Origin of the sequence: Burkholderia metallica (assembly GCF_902832845.1) — a bacterium.
In the GTDB taxonomy this organism is placed as follows: Bacteria; Pseudomonadota; Gammaproteobacteria; order Burkholderiales; family Burkholderiaceae; genus Burkholderia; species Burkholderia metallica.
Genome location: NZ_CADFDB010000001.1, coordinates 1,346,044 through 1,361,156 on the forward strand (window position 1 = coordinate 1,346,044; position 15,113 = coordinate 1,361,156).

A 15,113-nucleotide genomic window follows, 5' to 3' on the forward strand; every position below is an offset into this window, starting at 1 on the left:
GCTCAGTGGCTGCTCGCGCGGGTTGCGCCCAGCCCCGTTTCCGAACGCACCTGCTGCGCGGCGAACGCGCCCTTCTCCGCTTTCGCGCGCACGCTCGTGTCGAGTACCGAGAACAGCCACACGCCCACGAAGCCGATCGTCATCGAGAACAATGCGGGCGACGTGTACGGGAACCACGCCGAACCCTTCGGATAGCCGAGCGTCGCTTCCCACACCGACGGCGACACGATGGTCAGCCCCACCGACGAGACCAGCCCGAGGAAGCCGCCGATCACCGCGCCGCGCGTGGTGCAGCCCTTCCACATCATCGACAGGAACAGCACCGGGAAATTCGCCGATGCCGCCACCGCGAACGCCAGCGACACCATGAACGCGACGTTCTGCTTCTCGAACGCGATGCCCAGCAGCACGGCGATCACGCCGAGCACCAGCGTCGTGATGCGCGACACCTTCAGTTCGTCGGCGCTGTCGGCCTTGCCGTTCTTGAAGACGGTCGCGTAAAGGTCGTGCGACACCGCGGACGCACCCGACAGCGTGAGCCCGGCGACCACCGCCAGGATCGTCGCGAACGCCACGGCCGAGATGAAACCGTAGAACACGTCGCCGCCCACCGTCTTCGCCACCAGCACCGCGGCCATGTTGGCCGTGCCCGCGCCGCCCTTGATCACGCCCTTCGCGACATCGGCCAGTTCCGGATTGGTCAGCACCAGCGTGATCGCACCGAAGCCGATGATGAAGATCAGCACGTAGAAGTAGCCGATCCACGTGGTGGCCCAGAACACCGACTTGCGCGCTTCCTTCGCATCCGGCACCGTGAAGAAGCGCATCAGGATGTGCGGCAGACCGGCGGTGCCGAACATCAGCGCCATGCCGAACGAGATCGCCGAGATCGGGTCCTTGATGAAGCCGCCCGGCGACATGACCGACAAGCCGATACGGGTCGCGTCGTCCGGCGATTTGCCGGCGTTCGCCGCAATCGCGGTCTTCACCTCCACGGCCCTGGCGAACAGCGCCTCGGGGCTGAAGCCGTACTGCGCGAGCACCATGATCGCCATGAACGTCACGCCCGCGAGCAACATGCACGCCTTGATGATCTGCACCCAGGTGGTCGCGGTCATGCCGCCGAACAGCACGTAGACCATCATCAGCGCGCCGACGATGACGACGGCCACCCAGTAGTCGAGACCGAACAGCAGCTTGATCAGTTGCCCCGCGCCCACCATCTGCGCGATCAGGTAGAACGCGACCACCACCAGCGTGCCGACCGCGGCGAAACTGCGGATCGGCCCCTGCTCGAAACGGTAGCCCGCGACGTCGGCGAACGTGAACTTGCCGAGGTTGCGCAGCCGCTCGGCCATCAGGAACGTGATGACCGGCCAGCCGACCAGGAAGCCGATCGAGTAGATCAGGCCGTCGTAGCCCGACGTCATCACCGCGGCGGAAATGCCGAGGAAGGATGCCGCCGACATGTAGTCGCCCGAGATCGCCAGGCCGTTCTGGAAGCCGGTGATGCCGCCGCCGGCCGTGTAGAAATCCGCCGCGGAACGCGTGCGCGACGCCGCCCACTTGGTGATCCACAACGTTCCGGCCACGAACAGCGCGAACAGGACGATGGCCGTCGTGTTGGTCGCCTGCCTGGCGGTCTGCCCGACCTCGCCACCGCCCGCGAAGGCCACGCCGCATGCGCTCGCGGCCAGCAGCGCGACGAGCATCGTCGAAAGTGTCTTCTTCATCGCGCGACGTCCTGCAGGATGTCCTGCGTCAGTTGATCGTATTCGTTGTTCGCGCGGCGCACGTAGATGCCGGTGATGACGACGGTAAACACGATCACCGCCATGCCGACCGGTACGCCGACACTCGTCACGCCGGTGCTCACGGGCTTCGCGAGGAACGACTTGTCGAATGCGATCAGTGCGATGTAGCCGTAGTACACGATCAGCATCAGCACGGTCAGGAAGATGCCGAGCGTGTTGCGTCGTCGCTTGAGCAGCGCATACTTCGGATGCGCTTCGATTTTTTTCACCATCCCGTCATGCATCGCCTGTCTCCTGGTTTGCTTTTTGAATGAGTGCGGCGATTCTGACCAGCGAAGCTGACTGCGTGCTTACTCGATCTTTCGCGGGCGCACTATGGTTTTCCCTAGCGGCGCCGGGCGCTACGTCGCGGTCGCGCGCGCAAGCCCCCTTTCCGATCGCGAGCGCGTGCCGTCGAGCCAGTCCTCGACCTGTAGCGCGGGAACGCGTGCAAACTCACGCACGTTGTGCGTGACGAGCACCCGACTTCGAGCGCGCGCCTGCCCTGCAATCAGCGCATCGTACGGACCGATCGGCGTTCCTGCCCGCGCTCAGTTGCGCACGAATCTCGCCGGCGTGCTGCGCATCTTCCGCATCGAACGACACCACCTCGAACTGAAGCGCCTCGACACGTGCAACGTTCGCTGCCGCTCTCCGGCTTTTGTATGCACCGTAGTAGAACTCGTGCGCGACGATCGCCGGCATGCCGAAATCCGCCGGCACGATACGTGCGCAGCCGGGCCAGCATCGCCGGCGCGCCTTTCAGGATGGCGATGACGGCATGGGTGTCCAGCAGAAATTTCATTCGAATACGTCGAGACCCGGACGCTCCTGAGCCGAAGGCTCGGTCGTTGCCGCGGCCTCGAAATCGGCGTCGACCGGGCCGATCAGCGGCGTCAGCCATGCCCAGTCTTGCGGAACCGGTTCGAGAATGACGGACGAGCCGTGGCGACGAATCCGGACCTCGGCCGTTTCGAAGCGGAAATCCTTCGGCAGACGCACGGCCTGCGATCCGCCATGCTTGAAAATCTTGGCAGTATCCGTCGCCGCCACCATGTATCTACAAAATGTAGATGTTTTAGTAGCGAGACGCCCCGATGACGAGTCATCGCTTCGGCCTATGCCCGACAGACAGTCGAGCGCCGTGGAGCGCCCATTCGTTCCCGTCAGGAAACAATCAATCGCCATTCGGTGATTCTCGTCGCCCGTCGCGCGCTTTAGACTGCCGGGTAACCTCCTTTCGGACCCAAGCAATGACCGACGCCCTGCCGCTGACCACCGAACCCGAGTCGGGCCTCCATTACCGCCTGCGCACGGCCACCGGCCGCCCCGTTGCCCGTCTGTTGCTGCTGCATGGCGTCGGCGGCAACGAAACCAACCTGCTGAACCTCGCCGGCGTCATCGATCCGCGCGTCGAAATCGCGTTCCTGCGCGCGCCGCTCGCGTTCGGGCCCGGCCAGCACGCATGGTTTCCGGTGCGCTTCGGCCCGAACGGCCCCGAAATCGACGCGGGCCGCGCGGACGCGAGCCGCCTGCGGCTGATCACGCTGCTGCGCGCGTTGCGGGCCCGCGACGACGCGGGCGCCGCCCTGCCGACCGTGATCGCCGGCTTCAGCCAGGGCGGCATCATGAGCGCGAGCGTCGGCCTCACGTCGCCGGGCGACGTCACAGCCTTCGCCGTGCTGTGCGGGCGCATCCTGCCCGAAATCGATCCGCTGATCGCGCCGCGCGACGCATTGCGCCCGCTGCATGCACTGATCATGCACGGCCGGTCCGACGACAAGCTGCCCGTCGCGTGGGCCGACACCGCCGACGCGAAACTCACGGCGCTCGGCGTCGCGCACGACACGCGGTTGTATGAAGCCGGCCACGAGCTGACCGCGGAGATGGCCGGCGATTTCGGCCGATGGGTCGGCGAACGCGCGGGGCTGAACTGACGGCACCCGCACTTCGACGCATATCAATGCACCTCAACGCACCGGCACGCCGCCCGCGGACGGCGCGGCGTGCCCGGCGCGTACCGCCGGCCGTCAGGCGCCCTGCGCCGGATCGGCGACGATGCGTGTGACCGCGGATGCCCGCGCGCCGGCCGCCAGCTCCCGCGCCACCCCGCGCTTCGCCAGCTTCCAGCCGACCACCAGCGCGAGCACGACGACCGGAATCGTCGCGATGGTCCACGTGCCGCCCGGATAGTCGAATGCCATCAGCACCAGCACGCCGGCGAGGAACGCGAGCGTGAGCCACGACGTGAACGGCGCGCCGGGCATCCGGAACGACACGGCCTGCAGTTCGCCGCGATCGACCGCGCGGCGGAACTGGATCTGGCACATCACGATGAAGCCCCAGGTCGAGATGATGCCGAGCGACGCCATGTTCAGCACGATCTCGAACGCCTGGGCCGGCACGATGTAGTTCAGCGGCACGCCGATCGCATTGATCGCGACCGTGACGAGGATCCCGCCGTACGGCACGCCGCGCGCATTCATCCGCGACACGAAACGCGGCGCCGAGCCGCCCATCGCGAGCGAGCGCAGCACGCGGCCGGTCGAATAAAGGCCGGAGTTCAGGCTCGACAGCGCGGCGGTCAGCACCACGATGTTCATCACCGTGCCGACGTACGGCACGCCGAGCTTGCTGAAGAACGTGACGAACGGGCTTTCGTGCGCGCTGTACGCGGTCCACGGCAGCAGCATCGTCAGCAGCACGACCGAGCCCACGTAGAACAGCGCGATCCGCCACATCACGCTGTTGATCGCCTTCGGCAGCACCTTGCGCGCATCGGCGGTCTCGCCCGCCGCGACGCCCACGAGCTCGATGCTCGCATACGCGAACACGACGCCCTGCACGATCAGCACGGCCGGCAGGATGCCGTGCGGAAAGATCCCGCCATGATCCGCGATCACGTGCAGCCCCGGCATCTGGCCGGCGACCGGATGGCCGCTCGCGAGAAACACGGCGCCGACCGCGAGGAACAGCGCGAGCGTGCCGACCTTGACGATCGAGAACCAGAACTCCATCTCGCCGAACACCTTCACGCCGATCATGTTCATCACCGACACGATCCCGAGCGCGCCGAGCGCGAACACCCACTGCGGCACGTCCGTAAACACGGCCCAGTACTTCATGTAGATCGCGACCGCGGTGATGTCGACGATGCCGGTGGTCGCCCAGTTCAGGTAATACATCCAGCCCGCGACGAACGATGCGCGCTCGCCCAGGAACTCCCGCGCGTACGACACGAAGCTGCCGCTGGTCGGCCGGTGCATCACGAGCTCGCCGAGCGCGCGCATGATCAGGAATGCGAACACGCCGCACACGAGATACACGAGCGCGAGCGCGGGCCCCGCGTGCTGCAGGCGCCCGCCCGCGCCGAGAAAGAGGCCGGTGCCGATCGCACCGCCCATCGCGATCATCTGCACGTGGCGCGGTTTCAACTGCTTCGCATAGCCGGCTTCGTGCGACGCGAACATCGCATCCGGATCGGCATGACGGGATTGCGCGCCGCCGGCCGGATCGGCCGGGCGCTTGCTGGAGTGGGTCATCGTAAGTCTCCGTTTGTTGTCTGTTGATGTGTCGCGCCCCGCGTCGGCGCGCGTGCGCAACGATTGCGCGCGGGCCGCCGGCGGCACGCGCCGGCGCCGCGCGGGCGGCGTCACAGCACGCGCGGCCGGATCAGCGCGTCGGGCTGCAGTGCCTCTTCGAGCTGCGCATCGGTCATCCACGCGCGTTCCAGCACGACCTCGCGGATCGACTTGCCGGTGGCATGCGCTTCGGCCGCCACGGCGGTCGCGCGCTTGTAGCCGATGTACGGGTTCAGCGCGGTCGCGAGCGCGACCGAACGCTCCATCGTTTCGCGCAGCCGTTCCGGGTTCGCGGTGATCCCGCTCACGCAACGCTGCGCGAGCGTCGTGCACGCGGCGGTCAGGTGGCTGAAGCTGCGGAACAGCGCGCTGGCGATCACCGGCTCGAACGCGTTGAGCTGCAGTTGCCCGGCCTCGGCGGCGAAGGTCACGGTCAGGTCGTTGCCGAACACCTCGAACGCGACCTGGTTCACGACTTCCGGGATCACCGGATTCACCTTGCCCGGCATGATCGACGAGCCGGCCTGCACCGGCGGCAGGTTGATCTCGCCGAATCCCGCGCGCGGGCCGCTCGACAGCAGCCGCAGGTCGTTGCAGATCTTCGACAGCTTCACGGCGATCCGCTTGAGCACGCCCGAGACCTGCACGAAGGCGCCGCAATCCTGCGTCGCTTCGATCAGGTTCGGCGCGGTGCTCAGGTCGAGCCCGGTGATGCGCCGCAGCGCCGCGAGCGCCTTCTCCGCGTACTGCGGATGCGCGGTGATCCCGGTGCCGATCGCGGTCGCGCCGAGATTGATCTCGCGAATCAGCCAGCCGGCTTCCTGCAGCCGCGCGATGTCTTCGGTCAGCATCACCGCATAGGTCGAGAACTCCTGGCCGAGCGTCATCGGCACCGCGTCCTGCAACTGCGTGCGGCCGAGCTTCAGCAAGCCGGCGAATGCATCGGCCCGTTCCGCGAACGCATCGCGCAGGCGCGCCATTGCCTCGAGCAGATGTTCGAGCGCGAAGCAGGTCGCGACCCGGATCGCGGTCGGATAGACGTCGTTGGTGCTCTGCGCGAGATTGACGTGCTCGTTCGGATGCAGATAGTCGTACTGCCCGCGCGCGTGCCCCATGATTTCGAGCGCACGGTTGCAGATCACCTCGTTCGCGTTCATGTTGGTCGACGTGCCGGCCCCGCCCTGGATGATGTCGACGACGAACTGGTCGTGCAGGCGCCCTTCGCGGATCTCGACGCACGCGGCGGCGATCGCGTCGCGATGCTGCTGCGACAGCAGCCCGAGTTCGCAATTGGCGTCCGCTGCGGCCTCCTTGACGGCGGCGAGCGCCATCACGAGATACGGCAGCGACGCGATGGTGCGGCCGGAAATGTCGAAATTCTCTTTCGCTCGCAGCGTGTGGACGCCGTAGTAGGCCTCATTCGGAATGCTTCGCTTACCTAAAAGATCCGCTTCGACGCGGAAGCCGTTTTCTGCCATCGTGCCCTCCTGAATGTCTCGTGCCGCCCGTCGTTCGCCGCTTCCCGACGCGACGGGTTCGCATTCTATGCCTTTGCAAAAACATGCTCGCCTCTGTATTATCGAAAGCGGTTTTGCGTGGAATGCAACAGCGAGAATCGAATGAAAAAAGGCGCGAGAGAAACCGGCGTCGATCACCTGGGCGCGATGCGCACGTTCGTCAGGGTGGTCGAAACGGGGAGTTTTTCGGCGGTCGCGAAGGAGATGCACGTGTCGACGTCGACCGTCGCGCGCAAGGTCACGGCGATCGAGGAAGCGCTCGGCGTCGCGCTGCTGCACCGCTCCACGCACAGCGTGACGCTCACCGAAGCCGGCCATATCTACCTGGAACGCGCGGTCACGCTGATCGCCGATCTCGACGACACGTTGCGCGTCGTCGCGGAACTCAATGCCCACCCGAGCGGCCCGCTGAAGCTCACCGCGCCGGTTGCGTTCGGCCGCCGCCACCTCGCGCCGCTGGTCGCGCCGTTCCTGGCGCGCTACCCGACGATCCAGCTCGACGTGCGGCTCACCGACAACCACAACGACCTCGTGGCCGGCGGCTTCGATCTCGACATTCACGAAGGCGAGAACTACCTGGACAACCTCGTCGTCCACCGCCTGTCGCGCAACGACAGCATCCTCTGCGCGACGCCCGGCTATCTCGACCGCTGCGGGCGCCCGGCCACGCCGGACGACCTGAAGCACCACAACTGCCTGCGCTACGTGCATCCCGAAGGCGATCCGCGCTGGTTTTTCGTGCGCGACGACGCGCAGCACAGCGTGCTGCCGGGCGGCAACCTCGTCACCGACCACTCGGAGCTGCTGCTCGAAGCGACCTGCGCGGGGCTCGGCATCGCGGAATTCGAGATCTGGCTGGTGCGCGACCTGCTCGCGAGCGGCCGGCTCGAAGCCGTGCTGCCGCGCTACCGGCTGCAGAACCGGCTGACCGGCGAATACATCTACATCGCGTATCTGGCGAACCGGCGCAGTTCGGCGAAGCTGCGCGTGCTGAAGGATTTTCTCGCGGAACACCTCGCACAGATCGGCGAGCTGTCGGCACTCGAACTGACGAAGATTCGCGGCGCGCGCGCATAGCGCCCGCGTTCATGCGCGCGCCGCCCCGCACGGCCCGATGCGCGGGCCGGCGGCAGCTGCGCATCGGCGCCGTTCAGGCTGCCTGCAATTCGAACGGGAACGTGGCGCGCCCGATCTCGACGCCCTGCGTGTTGAGCATCCGCGGCCGGTGGAACGCGGCCAGTTGCGCGCGCTGCGCGGCCGTGCCGATCTGCAGCCGCTCGAGGAGTTCGCTGACGATCATGTAGAGCACGTCGAGATTGCCGTCCTCGATCTTCACCGAGATGCCGAGCGCGCCGTCGGCGCCCAGTTCCCGCGTGCGCGCCGATGCCCGCACGCCGATCCCGTAGCATGCGTCGGCGCCGAGCTTGCCGACCACCTGCCCGTCGAACGCGCGCATCAGCACCGTGCAATAGCGTCCGTCGCCGGCCACCAGCTCCGGATACGCGGTCATCGCACGATGAATGCGCGCCAGCGCGCGAACGCGATCGGTGAGCGCGCCGGCGCCCGCGTCCACCTTGTCCGCGCCGTCGGCCAGCGACGCGTAAAGACGCGCGAGCCGGTCCAGCGAAAACGCCGGCGTCGGCAGGTTGCATCCGTCGATCGCCCAGTCCACTTCGTCGTCGCGCAGCCCGCACGCGTCGGCCACCACCTGCTTGACGCGCACCTGCATCGGATGGTCGGGCAGATGGTAATCGGCGATTGCGGCGCCGATCGCCTGCGCACCGGCCAGCATCCCGACGTGCTTGCCCGAACAGTTGCTGCATACGCCGGTCGGCGTGTAGTCGCGCTTGATCCACGACCGGTACACCGCGTCGGACAACGGCGGATGGCCGCCGCAGCGCAAATCCGATTCGTGCGCGGCGACCTTGGCCAGCATCGCGCGCGTGCGTTCGATATGCCGGTCCTCGCTGCTATGCGACGCGCACATCAGCGCGATGTCCGCATCGTCGAAGCCGAAACGCTCGGGCGCGCCCGTCTCGATCACCGACAGCGCCTGGGCCGGCTTGGCCGCCGACCGCGCGAGCGTCATCCGGAACGGATCGCCGAACCGGGCCAGCAGCCGGCCGCCGGCGTCGACCACCGCCACATGGGCGACGTGCGTGTTCTCGATCGCATCGCCGCGGTACGTGACGACTGCTGCGCGTGGGGTGTCCATCGTGTGTTGTCTCCTTGCTCGGGGCCGCTTGCCGGGGCCCGTCCATCCGGTACGGCAGTGTAGCGAGTCGTCGCCGCCGCGCGCCGGCCGGGCGATGGAAAGCGGTGTTGCACGCGACGCAAAGGCAAGCGCGCCCCCACAAAACCCTGACCGGATTAGTACAGAAACCATTCGATCGTTTACAGAATTAGTACCAATCCGTACAATTGCGACCGCAAATACGAATCATACGCATTTACATAGACGTTTTCCGATCCGCGCGCCCGCCGCGCCGCCATCGAGAAGACGCGCCCGCTCACCGAACCTTTTGCTGCCTCTCGCTATGCCCGCCCAGTTCAAGACGAGGCCTCGCGCCCTCGTGTCGGCGCTGACCTGCTCCGTATTCCTGACCCCGCTGCTCGCGTCCGCCGAAACCGCCCCTGCTCCCGCACCCGCCGCCGGCCAGCCCGCCCCGTCCGCCGACGTGCAGGCCACGCTGCCGACGATCACGGTCCAGTCCACCGCGCCGTCGGACATGCAGGTGAAGCGTTCGCCGTCGTACAAGTTCACCGCGCCGCTGCTCGACACGCCGCGTTCGGTCACGGTGATCCCCGAGCAGCTGATCAAGGAAAAGAACGTCACGTCGTTCGCCGACGCGCTGCGCTCGGTGCCGGGCATCACGTTCCTCGGCGGCGACGCGGCCGCGAACCCGTCGGCCGATCGCCCGGTGATTCGCGGCTTCGAATCGCGCAACTCGATCTTCGTCGACGGGATGCGCGACTCGGGGCTGCAGAACCGCGAGACGTTCGCGGTCGAGCAGATCAGCGTGATCAAGGGCCCCGATTCGGTCTACGCCGGGCGCGGCTCGGTGGGCGGCAGCATCGACATCGTCACGAAGACGCCGAAGAACGACGACTTCATCAACAGCAGCATCGGCTTCGGCACCGACGGCTACAAGCGCGCGACGGTTGACGCGAACCGCAAGCTCAACGACACGACGGCCGTGCGCCTGAACGTGATGGGCCACGACGCGAACCAGGCCGGCCGCAACGACGTGTACAACAAGCGCTGGGGCGTCGCGCCGTCGGTCGTGTTCGGGCTGAACACGCCGACCACGGTCACGGTCAGCTACTACCACATGAACTCGTACGACATGCCGGACTTCAGCGTGCCGTTCCGCGCGTCGGGCGGCACGCCGGTGCCGACCGATCGCGGGCAGTTCTTCGGGCTGAACACGCGCGATTACCGCTACGGGCAGACCGACACCGCCGAAGTACGCGTCGAGCACAAGCTCAACGACGACTGGAAGCTGAAGAACACGACGATGTTCGGTCGTTCGACGCTCGACTACGTCGCGACGAATCCGCAGATCCTCGCGTCGAACCCGTCCATGCTGAGCCTGCAGGCGAAGAGCGGCAAGTACGCGCTCAACGGCTTCTCGAACCAGACGGAAGTGACCGGCAGCGCGAGCCTGTTCGGCATGAAGCACACGATGACGGCCGGCGTGGAGTTCAGCCACGAGCAGGCGCGCTACGAGGGCTATCTCGTGTCGGATTCGGCCGGCAACAACATCCGCTCGGGCGGCCCGTGCTCGGTGGCCGGCAACTGCACGCCGCTCGCGGGCGGCTGGAACCCGAACATGCCGTGGACCGGCAGCATCGTGCTGAACGGCGACAAGGGCTTCCCCGGCGCGACGACGAACACGCGCACCGATACGGTTTCCGCGTACATCTTCGATACGGTGAAGCTGTCCGAGCGCTGGCAGTTCAACACGGGGCTGCGCTTCGACCGCTACGACACGACCGGCAAGCAGGCGGGCGTGGCCGACCTGTCGAACACGTCGAACCTGTTCAGCTACCAGTTCGGCCTCGTGTTCAAGCCGGTGACCAACGTGAGCCTGTATGCGTCGTACGGCACGTCGTCGAACCCGCCGGGCTCGAACGGCGGCCTCGGCGGCGGCACCGACCAGATCACCGCGACCAATCAGGATCTCGCGCCCGAGCGTTCGCGCAACATCGAGATCGGCGCGAAGTGGGACGTGCTGCACGACCAGCTGTCGCTGACGTCCGCGCTGTTCCAGACCGAGAAGACCAACGCGCGCGTCAGCGACGGCCTCGGCCACACGGTGAACGCGGGCAAGCAGCGCGTGCGCGGTTTCGAATTCGGCTTCGCCGGCAACGTGACGCCGAAGTGGCACGTGTTCGGCGGCTACTCGTACCTGAACGCGATCACGACCGACGCCGGCCCCGGCAGCCCGGGCGCATCGGGCCTGCCGATGGTGATGGTGCCGAAGCACAACTTCACGCTGTGGACGAGCTACGACGTGATGCCGAAGCTCACGCTCGGCGCCGGTGCGACGGTGATGAGCCAGACTTATGCGTCGGTATCGGCGACGACGAAGAAGTGGACGCCCGGCTATGCGCGCTTCGACGCGGCGGCGACGTGGCGCGTGAACAAGACGATGGACGTTCAACTGAACGTGCAGAACCTGTTCGACAAGAAGTACTACGCGAGCGCGTATCCGATCTACGCGACGTGGGCGCCGGGCCGTTCGGCGATGGTCACGCTCAACTTCTATCAGTAATACCGACCTTGCCGGTAGCGGCGGGAAGGTGCGATGCGCCCTTCCCGCTCGCATTCACCACGGAAGCGAATGCGCCTTCGCGTTCGTGAAGCGCTTCATCGCTTCCTGCACGCCTTCCTTGTAGCCGAGCGCCGAATCCTTCACGCCGCCGAACGGCGCCGGTTTGCCGACCAGCAGCCGCGCACCGCGCGCGATCGCATCGTTCACCTGCTGCTCGCGGAGCCTCGCGGCCGCTTCGTCGATCGCGGTGCTGTATGTCGAACGCGCTCATGCGCTCACGCATTCACACGTTCACGCGAGGTGGTATCGCAACCAGAAGGTTTCGCGGCATGCGTTGTCGAACGTCTGCCGCGTCGGGCTGATCGGCTGCGCATCGGGCTGCCGGATCACGTCGTAGTCGATCCAGCATTCGGCGCACAGCAGATCGGACGGCGCGCGGTCCTGCTCGACCGAGCGGCGCACGATCGCGCCGTTGTCGAAGCGGTATTCGGTTTCGGCCCGCGTGACTTCGACGTCGTCGTCGGTCCAGCGGTCGTGCGACGTCGCATGCGACACGACCGACACCGGGCCCGGGAGTCCGTGGATCGCGGCAACGTACGAAATGAGCTTGTCCATGGCGAGGCAGTGAACGGAAGGACGGCCGCGTCGCGCACCCTGCATCGCACGAGACGGCCCGAGCGGCGAGTATAGCCGCGCGCCGAAGACCTTGCCGCCTGCGGGGTTTCGCGCGCTATGCGTCCAGCGCCAGCAACGCGAACGTCGCGAGCCAGTGCTCGCCCATGTAGTCGCCGGCCACGTGCGCGAGCGCGCTCGCGAGATGGCGGTCGGCCGCGTCGAGCAGCTTCGCGCGCCGCGCGTCGCCTTCCGGCAGCGCGCCGGCGAGCGTGCGCTGGCACCACGCGCGGCTCAGGTTCAGCCCGTCGAGGTGCGCGATCTTGCCGTCGCTGCGATCGCTGACCGTCGCCGGCTCGAACAGCGTCGCCGGCTCGCCGCGCGCGAGATCGGGCAGGAAACGCGCGAACCAGCCGTCGAATTCGGCGGCCGGCAGCACGCGCCGCATCAGCTCGGCTTCCATCAGCGCGGGCGACAGGAATTCGTCGCCCGACGGCTCCCACGCCTGGCATCCGACGTCGTTCAGGTGCCAGCGCTTCGCGGTATCGACGATCAGCGCCGCGAGCCCGTCGCGCTGCGTGTCGCGCGCGAAGTCCAGCGTGAGCGCGAGCGCGAACGCGGTGTTGAAGTGCGTGCCGACCCGAAGCGGATAGGTCGCTTTCGGCAGGAACGTCTCGAAGCGCGACACGAAGAGCTCGGTGAGCGGCGCCATCGTCTTCGCCCAGCGCGCGGCCTGCGGCATCGCCCCTTTCAGCGCGAGCCGCTCGAGCTGCGCGGCGAGCGCGAGCAGCCACGCCCAGCCGTACGGCCGCTCGAAGCCGCTGTTGTGCGGCAGCGCGAGATACGCGCGCTCGCCGGCGACGTTCGCATCGGTGAAGTGCGCATCGACGGTCGCGACGATGCGCTCGGCTTCCGGCAACGCCGGATAGCGTTCGAGCACGCGCAGCACGAGCCAGTAGCCGTGCACGCACGAATGCCAGTCGTAGCTGCCGTAGAAGATCGGATGCAGCGCGCGCGGGCCCTGCACGTCGTGCGGGCCTGCGAGCGAATGCGTGAGCTTGTTCGGATATTCGCGGGTCAGGTGCGCGAGCGCGAGCGACGCGAATTTCGAGGCGAGTTCGGGCGTGAGTCGGTCGGTCATGGGCATCTTGTCCATCGGTCAGAAGCGGAAAGCGAATGCATACATCAGCAGCGTGTTCACGGCGAGCAGCAGCAGGGCCGTCGGCCACTGCGCCTTGATCACGCCGTTCTTGTCCTTCAGTTCGAGCAGCGCCGCCGGCACGATGTTGAAGTTCGCGGCCATCGGCGTCATCAGCGTACCGCAGAAGCCGCTCAGCATCCCGATCGCGCCGACGATCGCCGGGTTGCCGTGGAACTGGTGGACGATCAGCGGCAGGCCGATACCGGCCGTCATCACGGGAAACGCGGCGAAGCCGTTGCCCATGATCATCGTGAACAGCGCCATGCCCACCGTGTAGGCCGCAACCACCGCGAACGGCGAATCGATCGGCACCCAGTCCTTCACGAGCCCCGACACCACGCCGCCGACGCCCGCGACCGCGAACAGCGCGCCGAGCGCCGCGAGCATCTGCGGCAGGATCGCGGCCCAGCCGACCGCGTCCATCGTGTGGCGCGCCTCCTTCACCGCATGCACCGGCGAATCGCGCAGCATCGCGAGTGCGACGGCGAACGCGACGAGCGTGCCGAGCACGAGCGAGATCAGCGTCACGCTCTTCTGCTCGACGAACGGCACGAGCTTCAGCGCGAACGTGCCGATCAGCGTGACGACCGGAATCAGCAGCGCGGGCAGGAACAGCCGGTTGCCGAAACGCTGCGCGAGCGTCTCGCGCCGCACTGCCGCGGCCTCCCCGGCTTCGTCGGATTTGCCGCGCCCGAGCTTGCCCGAGCCGGCGATCACCGCGAGCGCGATCGCGAGGCACCCCGTCACGAAATGCGGCAGCAGCGCGCCGAACAGGAACGTGGCCGCGTAGATCGCCCAGAACGCGAAATTGACGACGCGGCGCGGATTCGTGCGGTCCGTCAGGTTGAAGTACGCGAACGCGGCGAACATCAGGCCCGCGAGCGTGTACAGCGATTCGAGGCCGATCATCGCGCGCCCTCCTGCCCCACCAGCCCGAAGCCGCGCGTGAGCCGGCGGTCGAGCAGCGCAAGGCGCGTGCAGTGGATCAGCAGCGCGGCGATCGCCGTCGGGATCGCCCACACCGACAGGTGCAGCGGCTCGATGGCGATCCCGTTCTGTTCGAGAAAGCCCTTGATCAGCAGGATCGACTGGATCGCGATGAAGATGTCCTCGCCGAAGAACACGGCGACGTTGTCGACGCCCGACGCATGCGCGCGGATCTGCTGGCGCACCGCTTCGGGCAGCTCGCCGTGCCGGTTGACGGCGGCGGCCTCGGCCATCGGCGCGATCAGCGGCCGCACCATCTGCGCATGACCGCCGAGCGACGTGAGGCCGAGCGCGGCCGTCGCCTGGCGCAACACGAAATACAGCATCAGCACGCGGCCCGTGGTGGCTGCCTGCACGCGCGAGATCATCCGCTTCGCCTGCTCCTTGAGCCCGTTGCGCTCGAGCAGCGCGATCACCGGCAGCGTCAGCCAGATGAGCCCCATGTAGCGGTTTTCGGTGAACGCCTTGCCGAACGCGCTGACGATGTCGACGAGATTCAGCCCGCCCGCCAGCCCCGTCGCGAGCCCCGCGATCGTGACCACCAGCAGCGCATTGAAGCGCAGCGCAAAGCCGATCACGACGATCGGCACTCCAATCAGCACCAGCATTGCTCCTCCTTGTTTCGGACGCGCGGCGCGTTGGCC

General features: G+C 67.1%; 14 protein-coding genes and 1 pseudogene. 3 read left to right on the forward strand and 12 right to left on the reverse strand.

The features are described from left to right. Nucleotides 1-2: 2 nt before the first annotated feature. From HWX08_RS05875 to HWX08_RS05890, 4 genes and pseudogenes are all read right to left on the reverse strand, one after another. Entirely contained in the window at nt 3-1,733 is a 1,731-nt protein-coding gene (locus HWX08_RS05875) for a cation acetate symporter (RefSeq protein ID WP_174922084.1), read from the reverse strand. Beyond that, complete coding sequence (locus HWX08_RS05880; RefSeq protein WP_069259619.1) at nt 1,730-2,038, reverse strand: DUF485 domain-containing protein; 309 nt, start codon at nt 2,036-2,038, stop codon at nt 1,730-1,732. Before HWX08_RS05880 ends, HWX08_RS05875 begins: the two co-directional genes overlap by 4 nt. Nucleotides 2,039-2,155: 117 nt before the next feature. After that, nucleotides 2,156-2,598: pseudogene (locus tag HWX08_RS05885) on the reverse strand (PIN domain-containing protein). Further along, nucleotides 2,595-2,849: an antitoxin gene (locus HWX08_RS05890; protein ID WP_174922105.1), complete on the reverse strand. Its 255-nt coding sequence runs from the start codon at nt 2,847-2,849 to the stop codon at nt 2,595-2,597. The pseudogene HWX08_RS05885 and the gene HWX08_RS05890 overlap by 4 nt, the downstream one beginning before the upstream one ends. 197 nt (nt 2,850-3,046) lie before the next feature. Here HWX08_RS05890 and HWX08_RS05895 point away from each other — a divergent pair, with 197 nt between their 5' ends. Further along, nucleotides 3,047-3,730: an alpha/beta hydrolase gene (locus HWX08_RS05895; RefSeq protein WP_174922085.1), complete on the forward strand. Its 684-nt coding sequence runs from the start codon at nt 3,047-3,049 to the stop codon at nt 3,728-3,730. A gap of 93 nt (nt 3,731-3,823) precedes the next feature. Here HWX08_RS05895 and HWX08_RS05900 read toward each other — a convergent pair whose 3' ends face one another. Both HWX08_RS05900 and HWX08_RS05905 read right to left on the reverse strand, forming a co-directional pair. After that, nucleotides 3,824-5,335 carry an amino acid permease gene (locus HWX08_RS05900; RefSeq protein ID WP_174922086.1) on the reverse strand — a complete coding sequence of 504 codons (1,512 nt, stop codon included), beginning with the start codon at nt 5,333-5,335 and terminating at the stop codon, nt 3,824-3,826. A gap of 110 nt (nt 5,336-5,445) precedes the next feature. After that, nucleotides 5,446-6,852, reverse strand: coding sequence for an aspartate ammonia-lyase (locus HWX08_RS05905; protein ID WP_174922087.1), 1,407 nt, complete (start codon nt 6,850-6,852; stop codon nt 5,446-5,448). Between the two features lie 141 nt (nt 6,853-6,993). On the opposite strand from HWX08_RS05905, the gene HWX08_RS05910 reads away from it, so the two are divergent. After that, entirely contained in the window at nt 6,994-7,968 is a 975-nt protein-coding gene (locus tag HWX08_RS05910; protein WP_174922088.1) for a LysR family transcriptional regulator, read from the forward strand. Nucleotides 7,969-8,041: 73 nt separating this feature from the next. Here HWX08_RS05910 and HWX08_RS05915 read toward each other — a convergent pair whose 3' ends face one another. Continuing rightward, nucleotides 8,042-9,106, reverse strand: a complete 1,065-nt coding sequence (locus HWX08_RS05915; protein WP_174922089.1) for an asparaginase — start codon at nt 9,104-9,106, stop codon at nt 8,042-8,044. Between the two features lie 322 nt (nt 9,107-9,428). Between HWX08_RS05915 and HWX08_RS05920 the strand changes: the two genes are divergently transcribed. Then, nucleotides 9,429-11,669 carry a TonB-dependent receptor gene (locus HWX08_RS05920; protein ID WP_174922090.1) on the forward strand — a complete coding sequence of 747 codons (2,241 nt, stop codon included), beginning with the start codon at nt 9,429-9,431 and terminating at the stop codon, nt 11,667-11,669. A gap of 54 nt (nt 11,670-11,723) precedes the next feature. Here HWX08_RS05920 and HWX08_RS05925 read toward each other — a convergent pair whose 3' ends face one another. The 5 genes from HWX08_RS05925 to HWX08_RS05945 form a co-directional block, all read right to left on the reverse strand. Next, nucleotides 11,724-11,876, reverse strand: coding sequence for a hypothetical protein (locus HWX08_RS05925; RefSeq protein ID WP_157126855.1), 153 nt, complete (start codon nt 11,874-11,876; stop codon nt 11,724-11,726). Nucleotides 11,877-11,960: 84 nt separating this feature from the next. Next, complete coding sequence (locus tag HWX08_RS05930) at nt 11,961-12,284, reverse strand: hypothetical protein (protein WP_107314756.1); 324 nt, start codon at nt 12,282-12,284, stop codon at nt 11,961-11,963. A 115-nt stretch (nt 12,285-12,399) separates the two neighbouring features. Next, nucleotides 12,400-13,422, reverse strand: coding sequence for a DUF2891 domain-containing protein (locus HWX08_RS05935; protein ID WP_174922091.1), 1,023 nt, complete (start codon nt 13,420-13,422; stop codon nt 12,400-12,402). A gap of 18 nt (nt 13,423-13,440) precedes the next feature. Continuing rightward, the gene (locus HWX08_RS05940; protein WP_174922092.1) at nt 13,441-14,391 is read right to left on the reverse strand and encodes a DUF979 domain-containing protein; all 951 of its coding nucleotides are present in this window, start codon (nt 14,389-14,391) and stop codon (nt 13,441-13,443) included. Further along, on the reverse strand, nt 14,388-15,077 hold the full coding sequence (locus tag HWX08_RS05945; protein ID WP_069259608.1) for a DUF969 domain-containing protein: 690 nt from the start codon (nt 15,075-15,077) through the stop codon (nt 14,388-14,390). The genes HWX08_RS05940 and HWX08_RS05945 overlap by 4 nt, the downstream gene beginning before the upstream one ends. Nucleotides 15,078-15,113: the final 36 nt, after the last annotated feature.

Coding starts and splice junctions, on each gene's coding strand:
- HWX08_RS05875 (WP_174922084.1), bottom strand. CDS start 1,733: ATGAAGAAGACACTTTCGACGATGCTCGTCGCGCTGCTGGCCGCGAGC.
- HWX08_RS05880 (WP_069259619.1), bottom strand. CDS start 2,038: ATGCATGACGGGATGGTGAAAAAAATCGAAGCGCATCCGAAGTATGCG.
- HWX08_RS05890 (WP_174922105.1), bottom strand. CDS start 2,849: ATGGTGGCGGCGACGGATACTGCCAAGATTTTCAAGCATGGCGGATCG.
- HWX08_RS05895 (WP_174922085.1), top strand. CDS start 3,047: ATGACCGACGCCCTGCCGCTGACCACCGAACCCGAGTCGGGCCTCCAT.
- HWX08_RS05900 (WP_174922086.1), bottom strand. CDS start 5,335: ATGACCCACTCCAGCAAGCGCCCGGCCGATCCGGCCGGCGGCGCGCAA.
- HWX08_RS05905 (WP_174922087.1), bottom strand. CDS start 6,852: ATGGCAGAAAACGGCTTCCGCGTCGAAGCGGATCTTTTAGGTAAGCGA.
- HWX08_RS05910 (WP_174922088.1), top strand. CDS start 6,994: ATGAAAAAAGGCGCGAGAGAAACCGGCGTCGATCACCTGGGCGCGATG.
- HWX08_RS05915 (WP_174922089.1), bottom strand. CDS start 9,106: ATGGACACCCCACGCGCAGCAGTCGTCACGTACCGCGGCGATGCGATC.
- HWX08_RS05920 (WP_174922090.1), top strand. CDS start 9,429: ATGCCCGCCCAGTTCAAGACGAGGCCTCGCGCCCTCGTGTCGGCGCTG.
- HWX08_RS05930 (WP_107314756.1), bottom strand. CDS start 12,284: ATGGACAAGCTCATTTCGTACGTTGCCGCGATCCACGGACTCCCGGGC.
- HWX08_RS05935 (WP_174922091.1), bottom strand. CDS start 13,422: ATGACCGACCGACTCACGCCCGAACTCGCCTCGAAATTCGCGTCGCTC.
- HWX08_RS05940 (WP_174922092.1), bottom strand. CDS start 14,391: ATGATCGGCCTCGAATCGCTGTACACGCTCGCGGGCCTGATGTTCGCC.
- HWX08_RS05945 (WP_069259608.1), bottom strand. CDS start 15,077: ATGCTGGTGCTGATTGGAGTGCCGATCGTCGTGATCGGCTTTGCGCTG.